Source organism: Pseudogemmobacter faecipullorum, from assembly GCF_020539525.1.
Taxonomy (GTDB): Bacteria; Pseudomonadota; Alphaproteobacteria; order Rhodobacterales; family Rhodobacteraceae; genus Pseudogemmobacter; species Pseudogemmobacter faecipullorum.
The window spans coordinates 229,389-254,841 of record NZ_JACDXX010000002.1 but is presented as its reverse complement, the minus strand read 5'-3'; the positions used below and the strand labels follow the sequence as shown (position 1 = coordinate 254,841).

General features: G+C 63.9%; 27 protein-coding genes. 17 read left to right on the top strand and 10 right to left on the bottom strand.

From position 1 onward, the window contains the following. The first annotated feature begins 128 nt into the window (after positions 1-128). Genes lgt through pgeF form a run of 3 tightly spaced genes read left to right on the top strand, consistent with a single transcriptional unit; the run spans position 129 to position 2,861 of the window. Positions 129-1,034 (top strand): prolipoprotein diacylglyceryl transferase, encoded by a 906-nt coding sequence (gene lgt, locus H0485_RS03055; RefSeq protein ID WP_226933887.1) that lies wholly within the window; start codon positions 129-131, stop codon positions 1,032-1,034. Next, positions 1,031-2,119, top strand: coding sequence for a class I SAM-dependent methyltransferase (locus tag H0485_RS03050; RefSeq protein WP_226933886.1), 1,089 nt, complete (start codon positions 1,031-1,033; stop codon positions 2,117-2,119). Before lgt ends, H0485_RS03050 begins: the two co-directional genes overlap by 4 nt. Beyond that, positions 2,112-2,861, top strand: a complete 750-nt coding sequence (pgeF, locus tag H0485_RS03045; protein WP_226933885.1) for a peptidoglycan editing factor PgeF — start codon at positions 2,112-2,114, stop codon at positions 2,859-2,861. Before H0485_RS03050 ends, pgeF begins: the two co-directional genes overlap by 8 nt. A gap of 439 nt (positions 2,862-3,300) precedes the next feature. Here the strand turns inward: pgeF and H0485_RS03040 are convergent, their stop codons facing one another. Beyond that, positions 3,301-3,801 carry an Lrp/AsnC family transcriptional regulator gene (locus H0485_RS03040; protein WP_226933884.1) on the bottom strand — a complete coding sequence of 167 codons (501 nt, stop codon included), beginning with the start codon at positions 3,799-3,801 and terminating at the stop codon, positions 3,301-3,303. Positions 3,802-4,093: 292 nt separating this feature from the next. On the opposite strand from H0485_RS03040, the gene trxB reads away from it, so the two are divergent. Next, positions 4,094-5,032: a thioredoxin-disulfide reductase gene (gene trxB / locus H0485_RS03035; protein WP_226933883.1), complete on the top strand. Its 939-nt coding sequence runs from the start codon at positions 4,094-4,096 to the stop codon at positions 5,030-5,032. Positions 5,033-5,158: 126 nt separating this feature from the next. Here trxB and H0485_RS03030 read toward each other — a convergent pair whose 3' ends face one another. Both H0485_RS03030 and H0485_RS03025 read right to left on the bottom strand, forming a co-directional pair. Next, positions 5,159-5,398, bottom strand: a complete 240-nt coding sequence (locus H0485_RS03030) for a DUF1150 family protein (protein ID WP_226933882.1) — start codon at positions 5,396-5,398, stop codon at positions 5,159-5,161. Continuing rightward, on the bottom strand, positions 5,398-5,832 hold the full coding sequence (locus H0485_RS03025) for an Hsp20 family protein (RefSeq protein ID WP_226933881.1): 435 nt from the start codon (positions 5,830-5,832) through the stop codon (positions 5,398-5,400). Before H0485_RS03025 ends, H0485_RS03030 begins: the two co-directional genes overlap by 1 nt. Positions 5,833-6,158: 326 nt before the next feature. Between H0485_RS03025 and H0485_RS03020 the strand changes: the two genes are divergently transcribed. Further along, positions 6,159-6,377, top strand: a complete 219-nt coding sequence (locus tag H0485_RS03020) for a YdcH family protein (RefSeq protein WP_226933880.1) — start codon at positions 6,159-6,161, stop codon at positions 6,375-6,377. 242 nt (positions 6,378-6,619) lie between these two features. Continuing rightward, entirely contained in the window at positions 6,620-7,864 is a 1,245-nt protein-coding gene (locus H0485_RS03015; RefSeq protein WP_226933879.1) for an Hsp70 family protein, read from the top strand. A gap of 99 nt (positions 7,865-7,963) precedes the next feature. On the opposite strand, the gene H0485_RS03010 is transcribed toward H0485_RS03015, so the two are convergent. The 3 genes from H0485_RS03010 to H0485_RS03000 form a co-directional block, all read right to left on the bottom strand. Beyond that, positions 7,964-8,884 carry a manganese-dependent inorganic pyrophosphatase gene (locus H0485_RS03010; RefSeq protein WP_226933878.1) on the bottom strand — a complete coding sequence of 307 codons (921 nt, stop codon included), beginning with the start codon at positions 8,882-8,884 and terminating at the stop codon, positions 7,964-7,966. Positions 8,885-9,124: 240 nt separating this feature from the next. Continuing rightward, complete coding sequence (locus H0485_RS03005; RefSeq protein ID WP_226933877.1) at positions 9,125-10,561, bottom strand: NAD-dependent succinate-semialdehyde dehydrogenase; 1,437 nt, start codon at positions 10,559-10,561, stop codon at positions 9,125-9,127. Between the two features lie 173 nt (positions 10,562-10,734). Beyond that, complete coding sequence (locus H0485_RS03000) at positions 10,735-11,844, bottom strand: TraB/GumN family protein (RefSeq protein ID WP_226933876.1); 1,110 nt, start codon at positions 11,842-11,844, stop codon at positions 10,735-10,737. Positions 11,845-12,154: 310 nt separating this feature from the next. On the opposite strand from H0485_RS03000, the gene H0485_RS02995 reads away from it, so the two are divergent. The 3 genes from H0485_RS02995 to H0485_RS02985 all read left to right on the top strand — a co-directional run bounded on the left by H0485_RS02995 (position 12,155) and on the right by H0485_RS02985 (position 15,653). Further along, positions 12,155-12,442: a co-chaperone GroES gene (locus H0485_RS02995; protein ID WP_226933875.1), complete on the top strand. Its 288-nt coding sequence runs from the start codon at positions 12,155-12,157 to the stop codon at positions 12,440-12,442. Between the two features lie 79 nt (positions 12,443-12,521). After that, a complete protein-coding gene (groL, locus tag H0485_RS02990; RefSeq protein WP_226933874.1) occupies positions 12,522-14,159 on the top strand; it encodes a chaperonin GroEL in 1,638 nt (545 codons plus the stop codon). A 273-nt stretch (positions 14,160-14,432) separates the two neighbouring features. Further along, a complete protein-coding gene (locus H0485_RS02985) occupies positions 14,433-15,653 on the top strand; it encodes a glycosyltransferase (RefSeq protein WP_226933873.1) in 1,221 nt (406 codons plus the stop codon). 20 nt (positions 15,654-15,673) lie between these two features. On the opposite strand, the gene H0485_RS02980 is transcribed toward H0485_RS02985, so the two are convergent. Continuing rightward, a complete protein-coding gene (locus H0485_RS02980) occupies positions 15,674-16,168 on the bottom strand; it encodes a GreA/GreB family elongation factor (RefSeq protein WP_226933872.1) in 495 nt (164 codons plus the stop codon). A 113-nt stretch (positions 16,169-16,281) separates the two neighbouring features. Here H0485_RS02980 and H0485_RS02975 point away from each other — a divergent pair, with 113 nt between their 5' ends. Then, on the top strand, positions 16,282-16,680 hold the full coding sequence (locus tag H0485_RS02975) for a low affinity iron permease family protein (RefSeq protein ID WP_226933871.1): 399 nt from the start codon (positions 16,282-16,284) through the stop codon (positions 16,678-16,680). A gap of 10 nt (positions 16,681-16,690) precedes the next feature. Then, positions 16,691-17,425: an alpha/beta hydrolase gene (locus H0485_RS02970; RefSeq protein ID WP_226933870.1), complete on the top strand. Its 735-nt coding sequence runs from the start codon at positions 16,691-16,693 to the stop codon at positions 17,423-17,425. Between the two features lie 56 nt (positions 17,426-17,481). Here the strand turns inward: H0485_RS02970 and H0485_RS02965 are convergent, their stop codons facing one another. Further along, entirely contained in the window at positions 17,482-18,552 is a 1,071-nt protein-coding gene (locus H0485_RS02965; protein WP_226933869.1) for a 5-(carboxyamino)imidazole ribonucleotide synthase, read from the bottom strand. After that, positions 18,545-19,030 (bottom strand): 5-(carboxyamino)imidazole ribonucleotide mutase, encoded by a 486-nt coding sequence (gene purE, locus H0485_RS02960; RefSeq protein WP_226933868.1) that lies wholly within the window; start codon positions 19,028-19,030, stop codon positions 18,545-18,547. The genes H0485_RS02965 and purE overlap by 8 nt, the downstream gene beginning before the upstream one ends. 160 nt (positions 19,031-19,190) lie before the next feature. Between purE and H0485_RS02955 the strand changes: the two genes are divergently transcribed. From H0485_RS02955 to H0485_RS02935, 5 genes are all read left to right on the top strand, one after another. Then, on the top strand, positions 19,191-20,096 hold the full coding sequence (locus H0485_RS02955; RefSeq protein WP_226933867.1) for a TIGR01459 family HAD-type hydrolase: 906 nt from the start codon (positions 19,191-19,193) through the stop codon (positions 20,094-20,096). Between the two features lie 171 nt (positions 20,097-20,267). Then, positions 20,268-20,720 (top strand): MaoC family dehydratase, encoded by a 453-nt coding sequence (locus H0485_RS02950; protein WP_435531469.1) that lies wholly within the window; start codon positions 20,268-20,270, stop codon positions 20,718-20,720. A gap of 55 nt (positions 20,721-20,775) precedes the next feature. Beyond that, complete coding sequence (locus tag H0485_RS02945; protein WP_226933865.1) at positions 20,776-21,699, top strand: bifunctional riboflavin kinase/FAD synthetase; 924 nt, start codon at positions 20,776-20,778, stop codon at positions 21,697-21,699. A 46-nt stretch (positions 21,700-21,745) separates the two neighbouring features. Continuing rightward, entirely contained in the window at positions 21,746-22,210 is a 465-nt protein-coding gene (locus H0485_RS02940; protein ID WP_226933864.1) for a YcgN family cysteine cluster protein, read from the top strand. After that, complete coding sequence (locus tag H0485_RS02935) at positions 22,210-23,241, top strand: threonine aldolase family protein (protein ID WP_226933863.1); 1,032 nt, start codon at positions 22,210-22,212, stop codon at positions 23,239-23,241. The genes H0485_RS02940 and H0485_RS02935 overlap by 1 nt, the downstream gene beginning before the upstream one ends. On the opposite strand, the gene H0485_RS02930 is transcribed toward H0485_RS02935, so the two are convergent. After that, positions 23,230-24,060 (bottom strand): alpha/beta fold hydrolase, encoded by an 831-nt coding sequence (locus H0485_RS02930; RefSeq protein ID WP_226933862.1) that lies wholly within the window; start codon positions 24,058-24,060, stop codon positions 23,230-23,232. The two genes, H0485_RS02935 and H0485_RS02930, sit on opposite strands and share 12 nt — an antisense overlap. Before the next feature lie 274 nt (positions 24,061-24,334). On the opposite strand from H0485_RS02930, the gene H0485_RS02925 reads away from it, so the two are divergent. Then, on the top strand, positions 24,335-25,354 hold the full coding sequence (locus H0485_RS02925) for a ribose-phosphate pyrophosphokinase (RefSeq protein ID WP_226933861.1): 1,020 nt from the start codon (positions 24,335-24,337) through the stop codon (positions 25,352-25,354). Positions 25,355-25,453 lie beyond the last annotated feature (99 nt).

The following is a 25,453-nucleotide window of genomic DNA, read 5'->3' as shown; positions in this document are numbered from 1 at the left end:
TCTATATGGGCGAGGCGCGTGTCCTTCACAAGTGCGCAAGCCCCTGCCCCGGCCTGGCCGCTGCAGTTGACTTCACCCCCGGCGCAAATGACAAGCATCCGACTCCGCCGCCAACCGAGGCCAGACCCATGATCGCTTTCCCGGATCTTTCGCCTGAAATTTTCAGCATCGAGCTGTTCGGCATGAGCTTCGCTCTGCGCTGGTATGCCCTCGCCTATATCGCCGGGTTGCTGCTGGGCTGGGGCCTCATTGTGAAAGCGGTGAAAACCCCCCGGCTCTGGCAGCCGGGACAGGCGCCGATGAGCCCGCCTCAGGTCGAGAACCTGCTGACCTGGGTGGTGATCGGCGTCATTCTGGGCGGGCGGATGGGCTATGTTCTGTTCTATCAGCCTGCCGGTTTCCTCGCCGATCCCTTCTCGGTCGTGAAGGTCTGGGAGGGGGGCATGTCCTTCCATGGCGGCTTTGCCGGGGTGGTGATCGCCGGGCTGATTTTCGCAGCGCGCTACCAGATCCCGGCCTTGTCGCTGGGTGATCTCTTCGCTTTCGCGGTAACGCCAGGCCTGCTGTTTGGCCGCCTGGCCAATTTCGTCAATGCCGAGCTCTGGGGCCGCCCCACCGATCTGCCCTGGGGCGTGGCCTTCCCGGGCGAGGCCGCCCAGGCCTGTGGCGATCTGGTGACGCTCTGCGCCCGCCATCCGAGCCAGCTCTATGAGGCGGCGCTAGAGGGTGTGCTGCTGGGCGCGCTGATCTTCTTCCTCGTGCTGCGCGCCGGCTGGCTGCGCTTCCCGGGCCGCACCATGGGGCTGTTCATCACCGGCTATGGCGCGGCGCGGTTCTTCGTCGAGTTTTTCCGCCAGCCCGATATGCAGTTTGTCAGCCCCGGCAATCCGCTGGGCCTCGCTTTCCATGTGAACGGCTATGGCATCACCATGGGCCAGGCCCTGTCGCTGCCGATGATCTTTGTCGGGCTCTGGTTCATGCTGCGCGCCCGTGAAATCGCGCCCGCCAGCCCTGCCCCCGCCGCTGCCAGATGACGCCGCTGGCCCGCCTGATCGCCGAGCGGATCGCCGCCTCTGGCCCGATCACCCTCGCGGATTATATGGCGGATTGCCTGCTGCATCCGCAGTTTGGCTATTACACCACGCGCGAGCCCTTTGGCGGCGCCGGTGATTTCATCACCGCGCCCGAAATCAGCCAGATGTTCGGCGAACTTCTCGGCCTTGCGCTGGCGCAATACTGGCTGGATCTGGGCTGCCCCGCGCCCTTTACCCTCGCCGAGACCGGCCCGGGCCGTGGCACGCTGATGGCCGATGTGCTGCGCGCCACCGCCCGGGTGCCGGGCTTTCATGCCGCAGCAAGGATCAGCCTGATCGAGGCCTCGCCCCGGCTGCAGGCTGTGCAGCGCGCCCGGCTGCAGGGCTATGCGATCCACTGGAGCGAAAGGGTCGAAAGCCTGCCAGAGGCGCCGCTGTTTCTGCTGGCGAATGAGTTTTTCGACGCTTTGCCGATCCGCCAGTTTACCCGCCAGAACGGGCTCTGGTCGGAAACCCTGGTAGGCCTCTCGGCCGAAGGCGGGCTTTGCCCGGGGCGCGGACCTGGCTTTGACATCGCTGCGCTGGCGCATCGCCAGGATGTAACCGAGGGCGATGTGGTCGAGATCTGCCCGGCCGCCGCCCCGGTCATCTCCGAGATTTCGGGCCGCATCATCCGCCATGGCGGCCTGGCGCTGATCATGGATTACGGCGGCTGGCGCAGCCTTGGCGATACTTTCCAGGCCCTGCGCGCCCAGAGCTATACTAACCCCTTCCTCGCGCCTGGCGAAGCCGATCTGACCGCCCATGTCGATTTTGAGGCCCTGGCCCGGGCCGCCCAGCCCGCGCGCTGCGCCTATACCAGCCAGGGGGCACTGCTCCGCGAGCTCGGGATTGAGGCCCGGGCCAGGCAACTGGCCGCCCATGCCCCGCCGGGCAGCGCCGATCCCCTCGCCGCCACAGCACGCTTGACCGATCCCGCAGAAATGGGGAATCTGTTCAAAGCTCTGGCGATCTTTCCGCCCGGGGCCGCAGTGCCTCCCGGTTTCGCCGTCTCTGAGAACCAGCGCAGTCACCAACATGCTTGAAATCATCACCTCTGATGCCATCCCTTTCCGTCACGGCTTTTTCACCCGCAAAGGCGGCGCCTCATCGGGTGTTTTCGCCGGGCTGAACTGCGGCAGCGGGTCAAGCGATCAGGCCGAGATCGTGGCGATCAATCGTGGCAGGGTGGCCGAGGCGATGGGCGTTGCCCCGGATGCCCTGGCGGCAGTGCATCAGGTGCATTCGGCCGATGTGGTCACCATCACCGCCCCCGGCGAGGCCCGCCCCCGTGCGGATGGCCTGGTGACGCGCCAGCCCGGCATTGCCCTGTCAATCCTGACCGCCGATTGCCAGCCGGTGCTGTTTGCCGATCCCGAAGCCGGGGTGATCGGCGCCGCCCATGCGGGCTGGCGCGGGGCTTTTGACGGCGTGCTTGAAGCCACCGTCAGCGCCATGGCCGGGCTGGGTGCGAGGCCGGACCGGATCTGTGCGGTGATCGGGCCCTGTATCAGCCAGGCCGCCTATGAGGTCAGCGAGGAGTTTTTGCAGACCTTCCTGACCGAAGATCCGCAGAATGCCCGTTTCTTCGCCAATGGCCGCGCCGGACGCTATCAGTTCGACCTGCCCTCTTACGGCCTGTACCGGCTGCGTGAGGCCGGGGTGGGCGAGGCCTCCTGGACCGGGCATTGCACCTATGCCGATCCGGCGCGCTTCTTCTCCTATCGCCGCACCACCCATGCAGGCGAAGCCGATTACGGCCGGCTGATCGCCACGATCCGGCTCTGACCCGCTGTGTACCGGGCAGCCCGCTTCCGCGCCGGCGACGAATCGTTCCCCCGCTTCCCCTGCCCCGGTCTTCCTGGCTGGCCCTGCGATTATACCCGCTGGCGCGAACAAATGCTGTGATTGCGCCGGATTGTTGCCAGGTTCAGGGCGGAACAAGGCAAATGTTTGACAGATCCCTGTCTTTCGCACAGGCTGTTTTGAAGAAGCATGTCCCTGCTTCATATCCCGTAAAGTGGTCTGCTCCGGTTCTGACCTGCTGCAGTCCCCGCCTCGCGCTCACGAGGATGCGGAAAACACGCGCAAAGCGGTCCCGGTGCTCCTCTGGCACGTTAACGGGGCCGTTTTTTGTTGCAGCCCGGCCGCGCGCCTGAGCTGCAAAGCACAGAGGGGCCCGGCTTACGCCAGGCCCCTGTCTGAACCCGGCTCCGGATCTGACGCCTCAGGCGTTGCGCGCCAGCCGGTCTTCGAGAATGTCAAAAGGCACCCCCGGCTCATCCTTGGCATTGCGGATCACCAGGCTGGTTTTCACATTGGCCACATTGGCGGCGGTCAGCAGCTCAGAGGTCAGGAAGGTCTGGAAGGTCGACAGGTCCGGCGAGACGCATTTCAGGATGAAATCGATCTCGCCGTTCAGCATGTGACATTCGCGCACCAGCGACCAGCCGCGGCAGCGTTCCTCAAAGGCGGCCAGATCGCTTTCAGCCTGAGAGTTCAGCCGCACCATGGCAAAAACTGACACCTCAAACCCCAGCGAGCGGGCATTGATATCGGCGTGATAGCCCGCAATGAAACCCTGTTCCTCCAGGGTCCGCACCCGGCGAAGGCAGGGAGGCGCTGAAATCCCTACCCGGCTGGCAAGCTCCACATTGGTCATCCTGCCATCAGATTGCAGCTCGGCAAGAATATGCCGGTCGGTCTCGTCAAGCTTATGGCTCGGCATTGCATGCTCCTGTCTCTGCCGTCTGAATAGGCTTTTGGTCCGCAGCACGCAACAAAGTTTCAAAGGCACCCGCAAAACGGGTGTGACATTGCGTCACAGCGACGACTGTCTCTCAGAAATTTGCGGCGCGCCCGGCGCGCTACCCATAGCGAAAACAGCCCCTCGCAGGGGTTCCAGCTATGAGGCAGCTTCTCTATATCAACATCAGGCCCTTCAAAAGGGGCATTCGTCATTGATCTGCGGCCAGCGGGCACAAGCCGCCCGGCCGCGCATAGTCCAGAGGCTGAAGACCATGAGCGAGACGCGTCACACCAAGGTTCTGATCATCGGCTCGGGCCCGGCGGGCTATACGGCTGCGGTTTACGCGGCGCGCGCCATGCTGGAACCGATTCTGATTCAGGGGCTGCAGCCGGGTGGTCAGCTGACCATCACCACCGAGGTCGAGAACTGGCCCGGCCATAAAACCGTGCAGGGCCCGGATCTGATGGCAGAGATGGAAGAGCATGCCCGCGAGACCGGGGCCGAAATAATCGCAGATTACATCACCGCGCTCGATCTCTCGAAACGCCCCTTCACCGCCACGGCAGACAGCGGCACCACCTATACGGCCGATGCGGTCATCCTCGCCACCGGCGCCCAGGCAAAATGGCTGGGCCTGGATTCGGAGGAAAAGTTCAAGGGCTTTGGCGTTTCGGCCTGCGCCACCTGCGATGGTTTCTTCTATCGCGGCAAAGAGGTGGCGGTGATCGGCGGTGGCAATACCGCGGTCGAGGAGGCTTTGTTCCTGACCAATTTCGCCTCGAAAGTGACGCTGATTCACCGCCGCGATTCTTTGCGCGCCGAGAAGATCCTGCAGGATCGCCTGTTTAAGCATCCGAAAGTCACGGTGATCTGGGACAGCGAGGTGAGCGAGGTTCTGGGGGCCGACAGCCCGCTCGGGGTTGAGGCGGTACGGGTGCGCAATCTGAAAACCGGCGCGAGCCATGACCTGCCGGTTGCGGGTTTCTTCGTGGCGATCGGCCATGCCCCGGCCTCGGAACTGGTGAAGGATCAGCTGGAGCTGCATAATGGCGGCTATGTGAAAGTTGAGCCCGGCACCACCCGCACCTCGGTTGAGGGGGTGTTTGCGGCGGGCGATCTGACCGACCATGTCTACCGTCAGGCCGTCACCTCGGCCGGTATGGGCTGTATGGCGGCGCTTGATGCCGAGCGCTGGCTCGCCGGTCAGTAAATAAAAAGCCCCGCAGCAATGCGGGGCTTTTTATTTATGGGGGCAGAAATTCTGCCTCCCTTTGTGCAAAATCTTTCGGGGGCAGATCCGGGGGCAGAGCTGTGACTGCCCCCGCCGTAATTTCTGTCAGTGGACGCTGACCGGGGCGAAATCATTGGCCTTGGCCAGATGGAAGGCGAGGGTCCGGTCGGCAACCAGGGCCAGCTGTTTGCCATCGGGGTCATTGACCGAATAGATCACCCCATCCTCACCCATTTCTCCGCTCATCTGCTCGCGCAGCTCATCGGGCAGATCAGCCACCAGGACCGGGCGCACATAGACGATCCGGCTCTTGTTTTCGGGGAGGCCGCGATATGGCGTGTTCATTACTTACCCCTTTCCTTCTGTCCAATTCTGATGGTCTGTACCACCGCCTCAGGCACCTGGCGGTGCAGGTCGATATGCAGCAGCCCATGTTCCATATGCGCGCCGGCAACCTCGACCCCATCGGCCAGCACGAAGCTGCGCTGGAAGGCGCGCGAAGCAATGCCGCGATGCAGGAAGACCCGGGTTTCACCATTCTCGCCCTGGTCCGAGACCCTGCCACGGATCACCAGCTGGCGGTCCTCGATGGTGATGGCCAGATCCTCCTCGCGGAACCCTGCCACGGCGAGGGTGATGCGATAGGCATTTTCGGCCACGGCCTCGATATTATAGGGCGGATAGCCCTCGCCACCGGTTTTCGCCGTGCGTTCAACCAGGCGCTCAAGCTGTTCAAAGCCGAGCAGGAACGGGTGCGACCCGAAGCTGAGTTTTGTCATCGTCGGACTGTCCTTGCGTAAAGCGACAATTCCGGTATCCGGCCCCGTATTCGGGCACCGCCACCTGAGCTGAATATGGGATCAGCCAGACCCGCCTGCAAGGGCAAGCTGCAGCGCAGCAAGCGAGGCGAGCGCGGCAGAGCCGAGGTGGGCGGTACGCCGCAGCACTGTCAAAGCGGCTTTACGGCCGCTGGTCTGGCCCCATCCCGGCTTCGCCCTCGCCCCGCGACAAATTTGCCGGCGCAGATCCGGGCGGGACGCTTCTCCGAATCACTCTTCTCGACTATGTTTTATCCTGAAACTTCAGTGAAGACGCGCGCCTGGCCATGAATGCCCCCCCCGAGATGAGCTTTGAAGAGATGCTGCGCGTGAAGCTCGGAGTGCTGCGGCGCGAGCATCGTGATCTGGATGAGGCTATTGCCGCCCTCAGCGAAAGTGGCCGGTTCGATGCGCTGACCCTGCGGCGGCTGAAAAAGCAGAAGCTGTCGCTGAAAGATCAGATCGCTTCGCTCGAGGACAGGCTGATCCCCGATATTATCGCCTGAGCCAGCCGGGACGCGGGCCAGGCAGCCCGGCCCGGGCCCGCTGCCGCGCGCCCTTTCTGCCGGAAAGCTGATGAGGTGGGGTTTCGTCTGTCGGCGCCTCATAACCCCTTTTCAACACCGCATTTTCAGAGCTTCTGCCGATGCGGGCTCTCACTCTCAAAGATAGTCGCAGGCCGCCTTGTTCTTCCGCATTCTTTCCTGTAGCCCGCCCGGCCTCTCCCTCTGGAAAGACTGGCAGTAAGATGACCCGGGCATGTCTCGCAATTGATTTTGGCACGTCCAACAGCGCCGTGGCTCTGCCGCGCGCCGGGGGCGGTGTCGAGCGGATCCGGATAGAGGCGGATGCCGATACCCTGCCGACGGCCGTCTTCTTCCCGCCGCGCAGCGGCGCCATGCGGATCGGCCGCGCCGCAGGCGAGGCGCTGATTGCCGGCGAAGAGGGCCGCTATATGCGGGCGCTGAAATCGGTGCTCGGCACGCCGCTGCTCCATGAGACCCGGCTGGTCGGCGGCAAACGCCAGAGCATCGCCGATATCATCACCGCCTTCCTGACCGAGCTGCGCGCCAGGGTGACAAAAGCAAAGGGCTTTTGCCCCGATGCGGTGCTCTCGGGTCGCCCGGTGCATTTCCACTCCGGCTTTCCCGAGCGTGACGCCCAGGCCGAGACCGATCTGCGGGCCTGCTACGCGGCGGCGGGTTTCACCGATATCAGCTTCATGGCCGAGCCGGAGGCCGCGGCCTGGGCGGCGCAAAGCGCGCCAGAGGATAAAACCGGGCTGGTGATCGATATCGGCGGCGGCACTTCCGATTTCTCGGTGTTCCGCGCCCACGAGGGCCAGGTCACGATCCTGGCCAGTCATGGCATCCGGCTGGGCGGCACCGATTTCGACCATGCGATTTCGCTGACCCATAGCATGCCCCGGCTCGGCCAGGGCGGGGTTCTGCGCCGTGAAATGGGCGAGGGCCTGCTGCCGGTGCCGAATGCCATTTTCTCGGATCTGGCGACCTGGGCGCGGATCCCCTTCCTCTATACACCCGAGACGATCCGCGAGATCCGCTCGATGCTGCGCGTTGCGGTGGATGCAAAGCGCCTGTCGCGCCTTGTCACCCTGCTTGAGGAAGAGCTGGGACATGAGCTGGCCTTCTCGGTCGAGCGCGGCAAGATCGAGGCCAATACCGGCCTGGCGAAATGCCGGATTGATATGAGTTTCATCGAGCCGGGCCTTTCGGCACCGATTTCCTACGGCTCGCTCGATCTGGCGCTGCAGAATTACCGCCATGCGCTGCGCGCCGCGATCAGCGAAACCCTGCGCCTGGCTGGCATAGCGCCCGGGCAGATCGGGACAGTGGTGCTGGTCGGCGGCTCGAGCCTGATGCAGCTGGTCAGTGATCTGAGCACGGAAATGCTGCCCGGCGCCGGTCTGCACCGCGCCGAGGCCTTTACCGCCGTGGCCGATGGTCTGGCGCTGGCCATTGCGGCGCAGTAAGCACGGCAGTGAGCACAACCCGGCCGGCCAGGCTTTCACGCATGAAAAAGGCGGCCCCGCGAAGGGCCGCCTTTTCTGATTTCAGCGGCTGAAGCGCGTTCAGACCTTCAGCATCGGCAGGATCTGCTTTTTGCGGCTCATAATGCCCGGCAGCACAACGCTGTCGCCGCTCACAACCGCCCCGAACGAGGCTTCGGCAATGGTCTTCACCAGATCATTCGGCACCAGAAGCGTCGCTTCCTCGCGCAGGATGTCGATGATGAACAAAAGCACCTGATCGGCCTGATCGGCCGCAGCCACGCCCGGCATCGCCGCCATCAGGCTGGCTTTGCGGTCGAGCAGCAGTTTCGGCGCGGTGGTTTCCAGCACCGAGACCCGCAGCTCTTTGCCGCCGATATTATATTCTTTGCTGTCCATCCGCAGCAGGGCCTCGTCGGAATAGGCCGAGACATCCGATTTGGCCTCAAACAGCGCGGCGGCAAATTCCGGGATCGAGACCCCCAGATCCGCTGCCAGCTGCTCGGCCACGGCGCGGTCATGCGCGGTGGTGGTGGGCGAGCGGAACTCCAGCGTGTCCGAGAGGATGCAAGACAGCATTGCGCCTTTGATACCGCGCGGGGCTTTCGCCAGATCCGCACCGATCAGATCATGCATCAGCGTCGCGGTGCAGGCCAGCGGGCGGATGGTGATCTCGATCGGGGCCCGGGTCTTCAGACCGCCGACCAGCATATGGTGATCGATGATGCCGATGATCTCGGCCTCATTGACCGAAGGCACCAGCTCGGCCGGATTATTGGTATCCACGATCACCACTTTATCACCGGCCGTCACATCGGCGATGATCTCCGGCCTGGCCAGATCCCAGTGTTTCAGCATGAAAGCGGCTTCGGTATTCGGCTCGCCCAGCAGGACAGGAACCGCCGGGGTGCCTTTGATTTCCGTCAGATACCAGGCCCAGATGATCGGTGAGCCGGTCGAGTCGGTATCGGGGGATTTATGGCCAAAAACCTTAATCGTCATAGCGCGTATCCTTGCGGGGAAGAGCAAATTCGCGGCGCTTATAGGCAGATCAGCGGCTTTTGTCACCTGAGCACGACGCGATCTGCCTGCGGTTAAAAGCGCCCGGGCCGCGGCGGCGGCCCGGTGCCTCCGGCGGGGATATTTTTAGACAGCTGAAAGCGCGAGCGCCGCCCGCCCCGCCCTCATCTGTCCGGGAAATATCCCGGGGGGATCCGGGGGGAAGCCCCCCGGCTTTCGTCCTCAGCCCTTGCGGGTCACGAAACGGGTTTCGAGATAGGCCTCAATCGCCTCCGAGCCGCCTTCGGTGCCATAGCCCGAATCCTTCATGCCGCCGAAGGGCACTTCCGGCAGGGCAAGACCGAGATGGTTGATGGTCAGCATGCCGGCCTCAATCTCATAGCCCAGACGCGTCGCAGTGGCGGTGTCGGTGGTATAGGCATAGGCGGCGAGGCCGAAGGGCAGACGGTTGGCCTCGGTGATCGCCTCATCGAGCGTGCTGAATTTATTGATCACCGCCACCGGGCCAAAGGGCTCTTCATTCATGATCCGCGCATTCAGCGGCACATCGGCCAGCACGGTCGGCGCGAAGAACCAGCCCTCATTGCCAAGGCGGCGCCCGCCGGTGGTCAGACGCGCGCCTTTATCGACCGCATCCTGCACCAGAGCCTCCAGCGCCGGGATGCGACGCTCATTCGACAAGGGCCCCATCGCGGTTTCCGGATCCATCCCGTCACCAACTTTCAGCGCGGCGGCATATTCGGTGAAGCGGGCGGTAAACTCCTCATGCTTTTCTTCCTGCACCAGGAAACGGGTCGGCGAGACGCAGACCTGACCGGCATTGCGGAATTTATGCATGGCAATCTGCGAGGCGGCAGCGGCGATATCAGCATCACCGGCCACGATCACCGGCGCATGACCACCAAGCTCCATCGTCGCACGCTTCATATGCAGACCGGCCAGCGCGGCCAGCTGCTTGCCGACCGGGGTCGAGCCGGTGAAGGAGATTTTGCGGATCACCGGATGCGGGATCAGATATTCCGAGATTTCGGCCGGAATGCCGTAAACAAGGTTGACCACGCCTGCCGGGATCCCGGCATCGGCAAAGGCCCGGATCAGCGCCGCCGGGCTGGCCGGTGTTTCCTCCGGGGCTTTAACGATGATCGAGCAGCCGGCCGCCAGTGCCGCCGAGAGCTTGCGCACCACCTGGTTGATCGGGAAGTTCCAGGGGGTGAAAGCCGCCACCGGGCCGACCGGCTGTTTGACGGTGATCTGCAGCACATCCGGCGCGCGCGAGGGGATCATCTGGCCGTAGCTGCGCTGGCCCTCAGCCGCGAACCAGTCGATCACATCGGCCGCGCCGCCGATCTCCATTTTCGACTGGGCCAGAGGCTTGCCGTTCTCCAGTGTCATCATCACCGCGATCTCATCGGCGCGCGCGCGCAAGAGATCCGCGGCTTTGCGCATCAGCTTGCCGCGCTCATAGGCCGGGGTGTTTTTCCAGACCGCAAACCCCTTTTCGACCGCCGCCAGCGCCGCATCGAGATCTTCGCGCGAGGCATGGGCCACGCTGCCGATCTGCGCCCCGGTGGCCGGGTTGATCACCGCAATGCTGCGGCCTCCGACGGCTTCTTTCCAGCTGCCATCGATGAAGAGCAGGGTATCGGGATAGGCGGTCATCACAAAAATCCTCGGTTTCAGCCCCGGAGATCAGGCAGGAGGCTGCGGTTTCAGTCAGCTGTCGCGGCCAGGCCGCGCCTTGCGACAGAGATAACCTGCGCTCTGCCCCAGGTCGATCCTATTTTGCATTTTTCTTGCATACAAAGTCACATGCGTGATTTTATGATTAAAAATCAAGGAATAAGCTCTTCCACTGGCGCCTTCTGAGCGGGCAGTGAGTCCGGAACCTCTGCGGGTATGCCCGCTTCAGCCAGAGGTGTGAATGCGGTGATTTCCCAGCCCGCCTGCTGCAGCAGATTGAGCACGCCCGCCTCGCCCGAAAGATGCAGCGCGCCGAAAGCGGCAATGACCGGCTTTTCCCCCGCCGCGAAACGCTCGATCACCGGGATCCAGGCGCGGTTGCGCCGCACCATCATCAGCTCTTCCATCACCGCCATTTCCTGATCGACCTGTTCGCGGCTGTAGCCCGGCTGTTTATAGGCGAAAAACCGGTTCAGCTCCCAGATCAGCCGCGATTCTCCGGCGAAATAGAGATCACTCAGCGTGACCGCGAAATCTTCAGACTGGCCCTCCATGGCGAGGGTGGATTCGATCATCGCCAGCGACTGCTCGTCACTCAGCGCGTCGAAAATGCGAAAAATGGCCTCATGCGATTCCAGCGCCCCGACCGGCAGGCCGATCGCCTCGGCGCGGCGGATCAGCTGCCCGTCGAGCCCCTGAGGGGCGTCGGGCTGTCCCTCCCCTGCCTCGATATGGCAAGGCGGAATGGCCAGCACCACCGTCGCATACCAGGGCTGCAGTTTCGAGGCCATGAAGACCGGAATGCCCCGCACCTCCAGCGCCTGCGACAGCCGCCGCCAGGTATCGCGCGGCAGCCGCTCGATCAGGGTCGGCCCCTCGGTGATGAACATCAGCGAAGGATCATCTTCCATGGCCTTCAGCAGCGCCGCCTCTTCTTTCGGCCCCGCCTCGACCAGCAACACCCCGGCCCCGGCCAGCTTCGGGCCAAGCGCTTTCAGGATCGCCTCATGGCGCGGATCATCGAGGTGATAGGTGCCAACCAGGGTCACCTGCTGGCCGTCGCGGGTCGCGGTCCAGAAATTGCCCTCGGGGAAAGGCACGGCATCGGCCTTTGCCTGCACCAGGGCCAGCTCGGCCGGCATCATCTGGCTGGTCAGATTGACCCCTGCACATTCGGCAAGCGCCAGGCCGCTGAACCCGAGCCAGCCGAGCGCAAGAGCGGCGAGCCCGCGAATCGGACGAGAAGACAGCCAGGCGCACATGGAGAGATCCTTCAGCATGGCCTGCCCGGTCAGTCCGGGGGCAGGAGCTGCCGCAGGATCGCATTTCAGCGCTCGCCGACCAAGCCCCGGCATCAGCCCCAGGCAAAGTTTCTCTGTCCGCGACAGGCCGGAACGGGGCCGCGCGGCCGGGCCAGGACCGGGCCAGACAGCGGCGATGAAATTCAACTGCGGAAAAGCGCCTGCCGGTGTTGACAGAGCATAACCGGTTGCCTACCTCTTTCACCGTTAGCACTCACCCAAGGCGAGTGCTGATCCAATTCAACCTGGATTACCCACGGGAGTTTACCAGATGGCTTTCACCCCGCTGCATGACCGCGTTCTGGTCCGTCGTGTTCAGTCCGAAGAAAAGACCAAGGGCGGTCTGATCATTCCGGACACCGCAAAAGAAAAGCCCGCTGAAGGCGAAGTGGTCTCCGTCGGCGCTGGCGCACGCAAGGATTCGGGCGAGCTCATCGCACCCTCGGTCAAAGCTGGCGACCGCGTTCTCTTCGGCAAATGGTCGGGCACTGAAGTGACCGTCGACGGCGAAGAGCTGCTGATCATGAAAGAAAGCGACATCCTCGGCATCCTCGCCTGATGACCGCGGTGGCCCTGCCGGCTCTGGCCGGATGTGGGCCCGCTTTTCCCTTCAATCTGATTTCCAAGGAGTTTAGCCAATGGCTGCCAAGGACGTAAAATTCACCACCGATGCACGCGACCGTATGCTGGCTGGTGTCAACACCCTCGCCAATGCTGTCAAAGTGACCCTCGGCCCGAAAGGCCGTAACGTGGTCATCGAAAAGTCGTTCGGCGCGCCGCGCATCACCAAGGACGGCGTTTCGGTCGCTAAAGAGATCGAACTGGCAGACAAGTTCGAAAACATGGGCGCTCAGCTCGTCAAAGAAGTTGCCTCGCGCACCAATGACGAAGCGGGCGACGGCACCACCACCGCGACCGTTCTGGCCCAGGCCATCATCAAAGAAGGTCTGAAGTCGGTTGCAGCTGGCCTGAACCCGATGGATCTGAAGCGCGGCATCGACCTCGCAACCGGCAAAGTCGTCGAAGCGCTGCGCGCTGCTTCGCGCCCGGTCAAGGATTCGGACGAAGTTGCTCAGGTCGGCACCATCTCGGCCAATGGCGAAGCCACCATCGGCCGCTTCATCGCTGACGCGATGCAGAAAGTCGGCAATGAGGGTGTGATCACCGTCGAGGAAAACAAAGGCCTGGAAACCTCGGTTGAGGTTGTCGAAGGCATGCAGTTCGACCGTGGCTACCTGTCGCCCTACTTCGTCACCAATGCTGACAAGATGGTTGCAGATCTCGAAGACGCCTACATCCTGCTGCACGAGAAAAAGCTCTCGTCGCTGCAGCCGATGGTGCCGCTGCTGGAAGCTGTCATCCAGTCGCAGCGTCCGCTGGTCATCATCGCTGAGGACGTGGAAGGCGAAGCGCTCGCAACCCTCGTCGTCAACAAACTGCGCGGCGGTCTGAAAATCGCTGCTGTCAAAGCTCCGGGCTTCGGCGATCGCCGTAAGGCCATGCTGCAGGATATCGCTATCCTGACCGGCGGCCAGGTGATCTCGGACGATCTCGGCATGAAGCTGGAGAATGTCGGCATCGACATGCTCGGCCGCGCCAAGAAAGTCTCGATCAACAAAGACAACACCACCATCGTCGATGGTTCGGGTGAAAAAGCTGAGATCGAGGCCCGCGTTTCGCAGATCCGCACCCAGATCGAGGAAACCACCTCGGATTACGACAAAGAGAAGCTGCAGGAACGCGTTGCCAAACTGGCAGGCGGCGTTGCAGTCATCCGCGTTGGCGGCATGACCGAAGTCGAAGTCAAAGAGCGCAAAGACCGCGTTGACGACGCTCTGAACGCAACCCGCGCTGCGGTGCAGGAAGGCGTGATCGTCGGCGGTGGCGTGGCTCTGGTCCAGGCAACCAAGGCGCTCGAAGGCCTGAAAGGCGCGAATGGCGACCAGGATGTCGGCATCGGCATCATCCGCCGCGCTCTGGAAGCTCCGCTGCGTCAGATCGCTGAAAACTCGGGCGTTGACGGTGCAGTTGTTGCCGGCAAGATCCGTGAATCGGCATCGAACACCTTCGGCTTCAACGCTCAGACCGAAGAATATGGCGACATGTTCTCCTTCGGCGTGATCGACCCGGCCAAAGTGACCCGTACCGCGCTGGAAAATGCGGCATCGGTTGCTTCGCTGCTGATCACCACCGAAGCGATGATCGCTGACAAGCCGGCTGATAAAGCCGCGGCTCCGGCAATGCCGGGCGGCGGCATGGGCGGCATGGACTTCTGATCCACCCCCCCTGCATCTGCGGAAAGGGCGGCCTTCGGGCCGCCCTTTTTCATTGCGCCGGCCCGCCGCCCGGTCACGAATTCAGTAGCCTGCCCCCTGCGGCTTCGCCTATCCTCAGACCACTCCCCTCCCGCTTTGCCTGCTGCTGTCTCACCGCTTTTCTGCTCTTCATGATCTGTAAATTTTTGAGAGTGATCCTTGCCCCACAGCGCCACAGCAGACGCGAGCCTACCCCCGGCCCCGGCAGCGGGGACGATCCTGCTGTATCTTCCCGTGGCCTTTCATCAGGCTGATGATGGCAGCTGGCTGCTGGAGGATCAGGCCTGTAACGGCCTGCGGCTCTGGGCGCGTCATTTCGAAAAGCTGATCGTCATCGCCCCGCTGAGGCCGGGCCTGCCGCCTCCGGCCTGGGTCGGGCTCAGCCGGATTGGCCCGGCGCTGGAGCGCATCGAGATTGTGCCACTGCCCTGGGCCTGGCGCCCGGATCAGTTCCTGCGCCGGCTGCCCCGGGTCCGCCGGCAGATCCGGGCACTGATCCCGCGCGCCGACTGGCTGGGTTTTGCCATCGGCGGGCTGTTCGGTGACTGGGGCGCGGTGGCCGCCTATGAAGCCCGGCGTCAGGGGCGCATGCATTACATCTGGGCCGACCGGGTCGAAAGCGCGGTGACCCGCGAGCGGGCGAAAAGCGCCGGAAAATGGCGCCACCGCCTGCTGGCGCGGCTCTATCATCGCCCGATGGCCGCGATGGAGCGTGATCTGGTGCGCCATGCCAGCCTTGGCCTGTTCCATGGCCGGGACACCTGGTCGCATTATGCCCCGCTCTCGCCCAATCCGCAGCTGGTCCATGATATTCACATCAACCGCGAGGATCACCTGCCGCCCGCCGCGCTGAAGCGCAAAATCACAGAGGCTGGCTCCGGGCCGCTGCGCATCATCTACACCGGCCGGGCCGAGCCGATGAAAGGTGCGATGGACTGGGTCGAGGCGCTGGTGCTGCTGGCAGAGCAGGGCGTCGACTTCCGCGCCACCTGGGCCGGAGAGGGCAGCGCCTTGCCGCAGATGCAGGCCAGGATCAGCGCCGCAGGGCTGAGCGATAAAATCGCTTTGCCTGGCTTTATCACCGGGCGCGAAACCATCCTCGCTTTGCTGCGCGAGGCCGATGTGATGGCCTTTTGCCATAAAACCCCGGAATCACCGCGCTGCCTGATCGAGGCGCTGATCTCCGGCACCCCGATCATTGGCTATGACAGCGCCTATCCGCGCGATCTGATCGCCGGGCATGGCGGCGGGCTGCTGGTGCCGGGCCAGTCGCCTGCCGCCCTTGCGGCGGCGCTGGCGGGGCTGGCCCGGGACCGCGCCCGGCTCGGCGCGCTGATCGCCCATGCGGCCGGGGATGGCGCGCCCTTCTCGGATGATGCGGTTTTCGCGCATCGCGCCGGGCTGATCCTGACCCATCTGCCGCGCTTTGGCCGCACCGGCCAGAGCCCTGGCTGAGGTCAGAGCCCCGGCTGAGGTCAGGGCCGGCTGATCTCCAGCACCTCCAGCTCCAGCGCTCCGGCCGGGCGCTGCACCACCACCGTATCGCCGGGCGCTGCGCCGATCAGCGCCCGGGCCAGCGGCGATTGCGGCGCGATCCGGCCCTGGGCAGCATCGGCCTCATCCTCGCCGGTAATTTCATAGCGGATCTCGCGCCCCCCGGCATCGGCGACCAGCACCGCGAGGCCAAAAGCCACAGCGTCAAGCGGCTGCTCTGCCGGATCGACCGGAATCGCCATGGCGAGGCGCGCCTCGAGCCAGCGGATATCGCGCTCTGCCGCCGCCTCGGGCAGTTTATCGAGACGATCTTCGCGGGCCCGCAAGGCCTCCAGCTCTTCCAGCCGCTGCGCCAGCCGCGCTTTCAGCGTCTCCAGCCCACGCAGGGTCACATAATTCGGATGGCGCGACAGGGGCAGCTCCGGCAGATCCGGCCGGTCAATCCCTGCGTCTTCGTTAACAAAGGCCCGGCTCATCGTTTCCTCCCCCCCGTTTGTCCAAGCCTCAGGCTAGCGCCAATCCGGGCCTTGTCCAGCCCGGCGCAGAAAGGCAGAGTGACCTTCCGGTCTGCTTCGCTCAGGAGTGCAGAATGTCCTATGCCCGTCTCGCGCGACGCTGCGCCAGGATCTGCGGCCATCCCGCCAGCCTGTTCGCTGCCGCTGCTTTCATCCTCATCTGGGGCATAACCGGACCTTTGTTCGGCTGGTCCGATACCTGGCAGCTGGTGGCCAATACCGCGACCAGCATCATCACCTTTCTGATGGTATTTCTGATCCAGAACAGCCAGGACCATGATACGGCGGCGATCCAGCTGAAGCTGGACGAGCTGATCCGCGCCACCAGGGGGGCACATAATGCGCTGCTTGACCTGGAGGAGCTGGATGAAGAGGCGATCCGCGCCTTTCGGGCACGCTATATCCATCTCGCCTGCGCGGCCCGCGAGGGTCAGCAGCAGGGTCTGAGCGACACCGATTCCCCCGAGGCCTGAGCCGATAACGATGCCCGATCCCTTTCTCGCTGAATTGCTGCGCCAGCCCCCTGCCCCGGCAAAGGGCGAGACAGTGGTGCTGATCCATGGTCTCGCCCGCTCACAGCGCTCGCTTCTGCCGATGGCCCTGGCGCTGAAGGCTGCGGGCTACGGCGTGATCAATGCCGGCTATCCCTCTACCCGTCAGGCCGTATTCAGCCTGTCCGGCTGGCTGGACGCGGCGTTTTCCGAGGCACTGCAAACCGGGCAGCCGGTGCATGCCGTCACCCATTCCATGGGTGGCATCCTGCTGCGCGACTGGCATGCCCGCAATCCCGAGGCGGCAAAGCTCATGGGTTTTGGCCGCGCTGTGATGCTGGCACCGCCCAATCACGGCTCGGAGATTGTCGACCGGCTGGGCGATCTGGCGCCGTTTCGCTGGATCAATGGTCCGGCTGGCCTCAGCCTTGGTACCGGGCCGGAAAGCTGGCCGAACCGCCTGCCTCCGGCCAGTTTTCCGCTTGGCATTATCGCCGGGAACCGCTCGTACAGCCCCTGGTTTTCCTCGCTGATCGAGGGCGAGGATGATGGCAAGGTCAGCGTCGCCAGCACCAGGCTGGCAGGCATGAGCGATCACATCACTCTGCCGGTCAGCCATACCTGGATGATGTTCTCACCCGAGGTGATCCGTCAGACCCTGATTTTCCTCGAAACCGGCCACTTTGATCATGAAAAAAAGGAAGCCGCGGCTGCGGCTTCCTCCTGAGAGACAATCCGGCGCGCGAGGGCAGAGACCACCACCCGCTGCCAGGACAAAAGGCCTCAGCCCTTCACGATCCGGTTCACATGGCCCATCTTGCGGCCCGGACGCCAGGCGCCTTTGCCGTAAAGATGCAGCTGGGCGGCACGCTCTTTCAGGATCGCCGGAACCTGTTCGACATCCTCGCCGATCAGGTTTTCCATCACCACATCAGCATAGCGGCCGCCATCGCCCAGAGGCAGGCCCGCAACGGCGCGGATATGCTGCTCGAACTGATCAACGGTGCAGCCGGCCTGGGTCCAGTGACCCGAATTATGCACACGCGGTGCGATCTCATTGACCACCAGACCGGCACGGGTGACGAAAAGCTCAACCCCCATCACGCCGATATATTCCAGCGCATTGAGGATCTTTGCCGCCAGCAGCACCGCATCCGAGCGCTGCGCCGGGCTCAGCTTCGCCGGAACCGTGGTGGTGCGCAGAATGCCCTCGCGATGCACATTCTCGCCCGGATCATAGGCCGCGACCGAGCCGTCGGCGCCGCGCCCGCCGATGATCGAGACCTCGCGCTCAAAGGCGACGAAACCCTCGAGCACCGCAGGCGCGCCCGCCATGGCAACCCAGGCTGCTGCAATATCATCCGGTGTATTCAGCCGCGCCTGGCCCTTGCCGTCATAGCCCAGACGAGTGGTCTTCAGAATCGCCGGCAGGCCGATCTTTTCGACCGCAGCACGCAGATCAGCCTCGGAATTCACCTCGGCCCAGGGGGCAGTGGTCAGACCCAGCCCGTTCAGGAAGGTCTTCTCGGTGATCCGGTCCTGGCTGATCGCCAGCGCGCGGCGGTTCGGGCGGATCGGCTTCAGGCTTTCGAGCAGATCCAGCGCCGAGGTCGGCACATTCTCGAACTCATAGGTGATGACATCGACGCCCCCGGCAAAGGCGCGCAATGCCGCCTCATCCTCATAGGGCGCGGTATACAGCTTCTCAGCCACATGGCCTGCAGGGGCAGCGGCTGAGGGCTCATAGATATGGCAGATATAGCCCAGACGGCTGGCCGCAACCGAGAGCATCCGCCCCAGCTGACCACCGCCGAGAATACCGATCACCGATCCGGGGGCGAGGGGCTCACTCATCCTTCGGCTCCTCAGGGATCGAGGCCGAAAGGGCCTCGCGCCAGGCATCAAGCCTTGCGGCAATCCCGGCGTCAAAGGCCCCCAGAATGCCCGCCGCCATCAGACCGGCATTCGCCGCGCCCGGTGCTCCGATCGCCATAGTGGCAACCGGAAAGCCCTTCGGCATCTGCAGGATCGAATAGAGGCTGTCGACACCCGAAAGCGCTTTGGTCAGCACCGGCACGCCGATCACCGGCACCCGGGTTTTCGAGGCCATCATGCCCGGCAGATGCGCCGCACCGCCCGCGCCTGCAATGATCACTTTCAGCCCGCGCTCTGCGGCGGTCCTGCCATAATCCCACAGCCGGTCGGGCGTGCGATGGGCCGAGACGATCTTCGCCTCATAAGCGATCCCGAGTTCATCCAGGATCAGAGCGGCTTCTTTCATCGTGGCCCAGTCAGACTGCGACCCCATGATAATGCCAACGGATACGGTCATGTCCGGCCTCCGGCTTGCCGGCCCTGTGCCGGTTTGGCCCAGGCTCTATACCGCAGCGGCCATACGGGCAAGCGCGATAGGCCTGATCCGCGCTTCCGGCTTTGCGCTTTCGCCCGCCTTAGCCTAGACCGCAGGCAGTGATGATATGAGGGAGCCTGAGATGACTGCCATTCCGAACACCCGGCTGATTTCCGCACTGGATGAGATCGCCGGCCAGTATGACGCGGTGTTCTGCGATCTCTGGGGCTGTCTGCATAATGGCGTCTTTGCTTTCCCGGCTGCGGTCAAAGCGCTGCAATCGGCCCGCAGGCGCGGGGTCACCGTGGTGCTTCTGACCAATTCGCCGCGGCCCCAGGCCTCGGTCATTGCTCAGCTCGACAAGCTCGAGGTGCCACGGGACGCCTGGGATCTGGTGGTGACCTCGGGCGATGCGGCGCAGTTCGGCCTGCTCTCGGGGGCGGTTGGCCGCAAGGTCTATCACATCGGCGCCGAGAAAGATCTGGCCTTCTTTGACACTTTTGCCGATGATCTTGCCGCCCTTGCCGCCAGCCAGCCCGCGATCAGCCGCGTGCCGCTGGCCGAGGCCGAGGGCATCGTCTGCACCGGGCTGCGCGATGATATGAGCGAGACCCCGGCGGATTACCGCGCCGAACTGCTGCTTGGCAAAACCATGGGGCTGAAGATGCTCTGCGCCAATCCCGATATCATGGTCGACTGGGGCGATAAGCGCATCTTCTGCGCCGGGGCTCTTGCCGAGGCCTATGAGCAGGACGGGGCCGAAGCGCTGTATTTCGGCAAGCCGCATCCGCCGATCTATGACCTCGCCCGCCGCCGCCTGGCCGCAGCTGACGGGCGCGAAAATCTGTCGGTGCTCTGCATTGGCGATGGCATCAACACCGATATCCTCGGCGCGGCGGGCGAAGGTCTGGATGCGCTGTTCATCACCGGCGGGCTGCATACCGAGGAATTCGGCACTGATCCCGCTCAGCCGGAAGAAGCCCGGCTGCAGAGCTGGCTCGGCCAGATGGGCCGCGCACCGCGCTGGTCGATTCCTTTCCTCGCCTGAGGCCGGACCGATCTCCTGCCCCAGGCTGCGGGCAGGAGATCGGGTGGTAACAATATTCCGATTAATGCACGCTTTATGCATATTTGTTGCGGCATCGATTGCGCTGCAATGCGGCATCTGTTAATTTCCTGAATGGCGAAAGGGATTCGCCTGAGGACAGGGAAAGCCATGATGTTCGATTCCGGTCACAATCAGCCGCGTGGCACGATCTGCATTGAAGATCTCGAGATCGGCATGACCCGCTCGCTGACCAAAGTGGTCACCGACCGCGATATCGAACTTTTCGCTGAGGTCTCGACCGACCGGAACCCGGTGCATATTGACGAATCCTATGCGCAGGACACGATTTTTCAGGGGCGGATCGCGCATGGTATGCTGACCGCCGGACTGATTTCGGCAGTGATCGGTGAGCAGCTGCCGGGCCATGGCACGGTCTATCTGGGCCAGACGCTTAAATTCATGGCCCCCGTGCGCCCCGGCGACCGGGTGACAGCTGAAGTCACGGTTCTGGCGATTGACCACGCAAAACGCCGGGTGACCCTTGAAACCCTCGCCTCGGTAGGTAAAACAACGGTCCTGAAAGGCGAGGCCGTCGTTCTGGCGCCAAGCCGCAAATTCGACTGACAGGGTCCGGCGGCGGTTACCTCTGGCCGGCCCCGGGACAAGGACCGGCGCGACGATGCAGATTCATCAGGACTGGCAATGGCTTGATGCCGCCGCCCGTGGAGCGTCCTGTGCGCTTGGTAATTTTGACGGCGTGCATCTCGGCCATCAGGCGGTGATCGATCTCGCAAGGGGCCAGGGGCCGCTCGGGGTCATTACCTTCGAGCCGCATCCGCGTGAGTTTTTCCAGCCTGACGCCGCCCCCTTCCGGCTGATGAATGCCGAAGCCCGCGCCAGCCGCCTGGCGAAACTTGGCGTTGAGCACCTGTTCCAGCTGCCGTTCAATGCCGGGCTTGCCGCCCTCTCTCCCGAGGAATTCGTCCGCGATGTTCTGGCCAGGGGCCTCGGCATCCGCCATGTGGTGATTGGCGAGGATTTCTGCTTCGGCAAGGGCCGCGCCGGCAGCGCCGCCGATCTGGTCCGGCTCGGGGCGCAATATGGCTTCAGCACCACGGTCGCGCCGCTGGTGAAGACCGCCGGAACCTCGATCTCCTCGACCGCGATCCGCACCGCGCTGAGCGAAGGCCGCCCGCGCGATGCCGCTGCCATGCTGGGCCATCTGCACCGCATCGAAGGTGCGGTGATCCATGGCGAGAAGCGTGGCCGTGAACTGGGCTTCCCCACCGCCAATATGGATCTGGCCGGGCTGCATCTGCCGGCTTTCGGCGTCTATGCGGTGCGGGTTGATGTGCTGAACGGGCCGCAGGCGGGCAGCTATCTTGGCGCGGCCAGCCTCGGCGTCAGGCCGATGTTCAATGGCCTGACGCCGAACCTTGAGACCCATCTGCTCGATTTCAAGGGCGATCTCTATGGCCGCCAGCTCTCGGTTGCTATGGTCGAATATCTGCGCCCCGAGCTGAAGTTCAGCGGTTTGCCGGCGCTGATTGAGCAGATGAACGCTGATTGCCTGCAGGCGCGCGAAATACTCAGCGCCGGCTGAGCTGCGCCCCCTTTTCTTTCGCGCCCGGAAAGCGCAGATCTGGCCCATGTCTGAGCCCAAATCTGATCTGCGCCCCCGCTTCTGGGAAACCGTGCCCCTGAACAAAATGACCCCCGCTGAATGGGAGGCGCTTTGTGATGGCTGTGGCAAATGCTGTCTGAACAAGCTGGAGTTTGAGGATACGGGTGAGCTTTTGTTCACCGCAGTCTCCTGCCGGCTCTTCGATGGCGAGACCTGCCGCTGTTCGGATTATGCGAACCGTAAGAAACATGTGCCGGAATGCGTCTTCCTTACTCCGAAGACCATTGCGAAATCCGCCTATTGGATGCCCGCCACCTGCGCCTATAAGCTGCTTTACTATAAAGAGCCGCTGCCGGACTGGCATCCGCTGCTCACCGGAGATCCCGAAAGCACGCATACGATGGGCCCCTCGATCCGTGGCAAGACCGTCTCAGAGCTGACAGTGCCCGAGGAAGACTGGGAAGATTATGTGTTTGATGAGGAACTGTGATGTATTTTGCCTCTGACAATTCCGCCGGTGTCGCGCCACAGATCATGAGCGCCCTGGCCCGCGCCAATGAGGGCTATGCCCGGGGCTATGGCGCCGATGAGGCCATGGCCCGGGTCACGACCCAGATCCGCACGATCTTTGAGGCGCCCGAGGCGCTGGTGCATCTGGTGGCCACAGGCACCGCGGCCAATGCCTTGTCGCTGGCCACGCTCTGCCCACCCTGGGCGGCGGTCTTCTGCCATGAAACCGCGCATATCGAGGAAGACGAATGCAGCGCCCCTGAATTCTACATGCAGGGCGGCAAGCTGACGCTGGTTGCCGGAACGCATGGCAAAATGACGCCCGCGGCTTTGCGGGCCCGGATCGCGGAGCGTGGCCAGAGCCTGCATAACACCCAGCGCGGCGCGGTCTCGCTGACCAATGTGACCGAGCCCGGCACGGTTTACACCGCTGCCGAGACCGCTGCGCTCTGCGCTGTGGCGCGCGAGTTTGACCTGCCGGTCCATCTCGACGGCGCGCGCTTTGCCAATGCGGTGGTGGCAAGCGGGGCCTCGCCTGCCGATCTGACCTGGCGCGCCGGGGTGGATGTGCTGTCCTTCGGCGGCACCAAGAACGGGCTGATGGGGGTCGAGGCAGTGGTGATTTTTGATCCGGCCAAAGCGCCGCAGCGTGGTCCGGAATTTGAGCTGCGCCGCAAACGGGGCGGGCATCTCTTCTCGAAACACCGCTATCTCTCGGCGCAGTTTGAGGCGGCGCTGACCGATGGCCTCTGGCTCGACCTCGCCACCCATGCCAATCGAGCGGCGGCAAAGCTGGCGGCGGGCCTGGCCAGAAAGCCCGGCGTCAGCCAGCGCCATCCGGTCGAGGCCAATCTGATGTTCCCGACATGGCCGCGCGGCACCCATGCGCGGCTGCTGGCGGAGGGTGCGGTCTATTACGATGCGGACAGCCCCGAGAGCGAGGGTGCCCGGCTGGTCACCTCCTGGGCGACCAGCGATGCCGAGATTGAGGCCTTCCTCTCAGCCTTCTGAGCGGGAGGCGGCGACAAGCTGGCGCATCGCCGCTGCCAGCGGGGCCGGATGGGTGATCGGCACCATATGCCCCGCCCCCGGCACGCTCAGCCGCCCGGCCCGGGCAAGCCGCGCTGCGAGCCGGTCGAGAATTTCGGCGACAACCGGCGGGGAACGGTCCCCCTCGGCCAGCAGGACAGGCATCTTTAGCCCCTCAAGGCGCCCCGGGGCCAGCAGCCCCGGCGCATCATGGACCAGCACATCCGCCGGAGCGGTGATCAGATACATCTGCGCGGCCATGGTCTTACGGCTGCGCTCGGGCAGCGCCGCATAGGGCAGGCCCGCGCCCCAGACCCCATGGAACAGTGCCGCCGCGGTCTCAGGCTGCTCCGCGATCAGCGCCGCCACGCTTGCCTGCTGCCGGTCATTCTCGGCGTGACCCGCCCCGCCCTCGGCAGCTTTGAACAGCACCGGCTCGGCGAGGGTGACACTCCGGAACAGTTCCGGCGCCTCCAGCGCGAGACGCAGGGCGATGGTGCCGCCAAGGCTGTGCCCGAGCAGATGCAGCGGCCCCTCGCCCGCCAGCCGCTCAGCCAGGCTGCGGGCAATCGCCGTGCAGAGTTCGTGGTAATTTCCCGGCCCGGGATCAGCGCTGCCACCATGGCCTGGCAGATCAGGGGCGGTGATCTGCCAGCCGGGCAGCTCGGTGGCGAGCGGCGACCAGGCGCCGCTGTGACCCAGCGCACAATGAAGAGCCAGCAGCCGGGGGCCTGAAGCCGCGCCCTCCGCTCCATAGTGCCGCACCGCGACCCTATGTCCGGCAATCTCTTCCTGCGCCATCAGCCGCATCCCTTCACCTGGGCCCGGCAGGCCGGGACTGGTGATCTGGTAGCCCTGCACCCTCCGGGCTGCAAGACCGGCAGGCCCTGGCGGGGATCTGCACAAAGTCGCATCCAGTCTGCACCTTTGTGTCCCGCCTGGCGCATGGCTGCCAGTTTTCCATAAATTAACCGCTTCTCTGCACCGCCACGGACCGGCAGGGCCTTTGCCCGGGCGGCCAGCGGTGCTAAGGGGCGCCATCCCCTGATTCCGCTGCCCATACGGAGCCCCTGCCATGGCCGCTATCACCGAGCCGAAGCTGATTTCCGGCAACGCTAATCTGCCGCTTGCCAAATCCATCGCCCGCCGCATGTCTATGCATCGCGGCATGTCGATCAACCTCGTGGATGCGCGCATCGAGCGGTTCAACGATCAGGAGGTCTTCGTCGAGGTCTTCGAGAATGTGCGCGGCGAGGATATGTATATTATCCAGCCGACCTCGAACCCGTCGAATGACAATCTGATGGAACTGCTCATCATGGTTGACGCGCTGCGCCGCTCCTCGGCCGCCCGCATCACCGCCGTGATCCCCTATTTCGGCTATGCCCGCCAGGACCGCCGCACCAAGGCCCGCACGCCGATCTCGGCCAAGCTGGTGGCGAACCTGATCCAGACCGCCGGAGTTGACCGGGTTCTGACCCTCGATCTGCATGCGGCCCAGATCCAGGGCTTCTTCGACATCCCGGTCGATAACCTCTATGCCTCGCCGATCTTCTCGCTCGACATCGAGCATCACTTCCGCGGCCAGCTCGACGATGTGATGATCATCTCGCCCGACGTCGGCGGTGTGGCCCGCGCCCGCGAAATTGCCAAACGCATCAATGCCCCCCTCGCCATCGTCGACAAGCGTCGCGAAAAGGCAGGTGAAATTGCCGGCATGACGGTGATCGGCAATGTCGAAGGCAAAAAATGTATCATCGTCGATGACATCTGCGACACGGCAGGCACGCTCTGCAAAGCCGCTGAAACCATCCTTGAGGCCGGTGCGACCGAGGTCCATGCCTATATCACCCATGGCGTGCTCTCGGGTCCGGCGGTCGAGCGGGTGACCAATTCGGTGATGAAATCGCTGGTGATCACCGATTCCATCGCCCCGACCGAGGCCGTGACCAGCTGCCCGAAGATCCGCGTCGTCCCGACCGCACCGATGTTCGCCCAGGCTGTGCTCAATATCTGGGGCGGCATGTCGGTCTCGTCGCTGTTCGAAACCGAGACCCTGGTGCCGATCTACGAAAGCCTCTACCCGCGCGCCTGATCACAGGCCCGCTCAAAGCGCATGATAAAAAGGCGGCAGGATCCCCGGATCCTGCCGCCTTTTTCATCTGCCCTGCCCTCCCCCTGGCGCCTGCGCTCA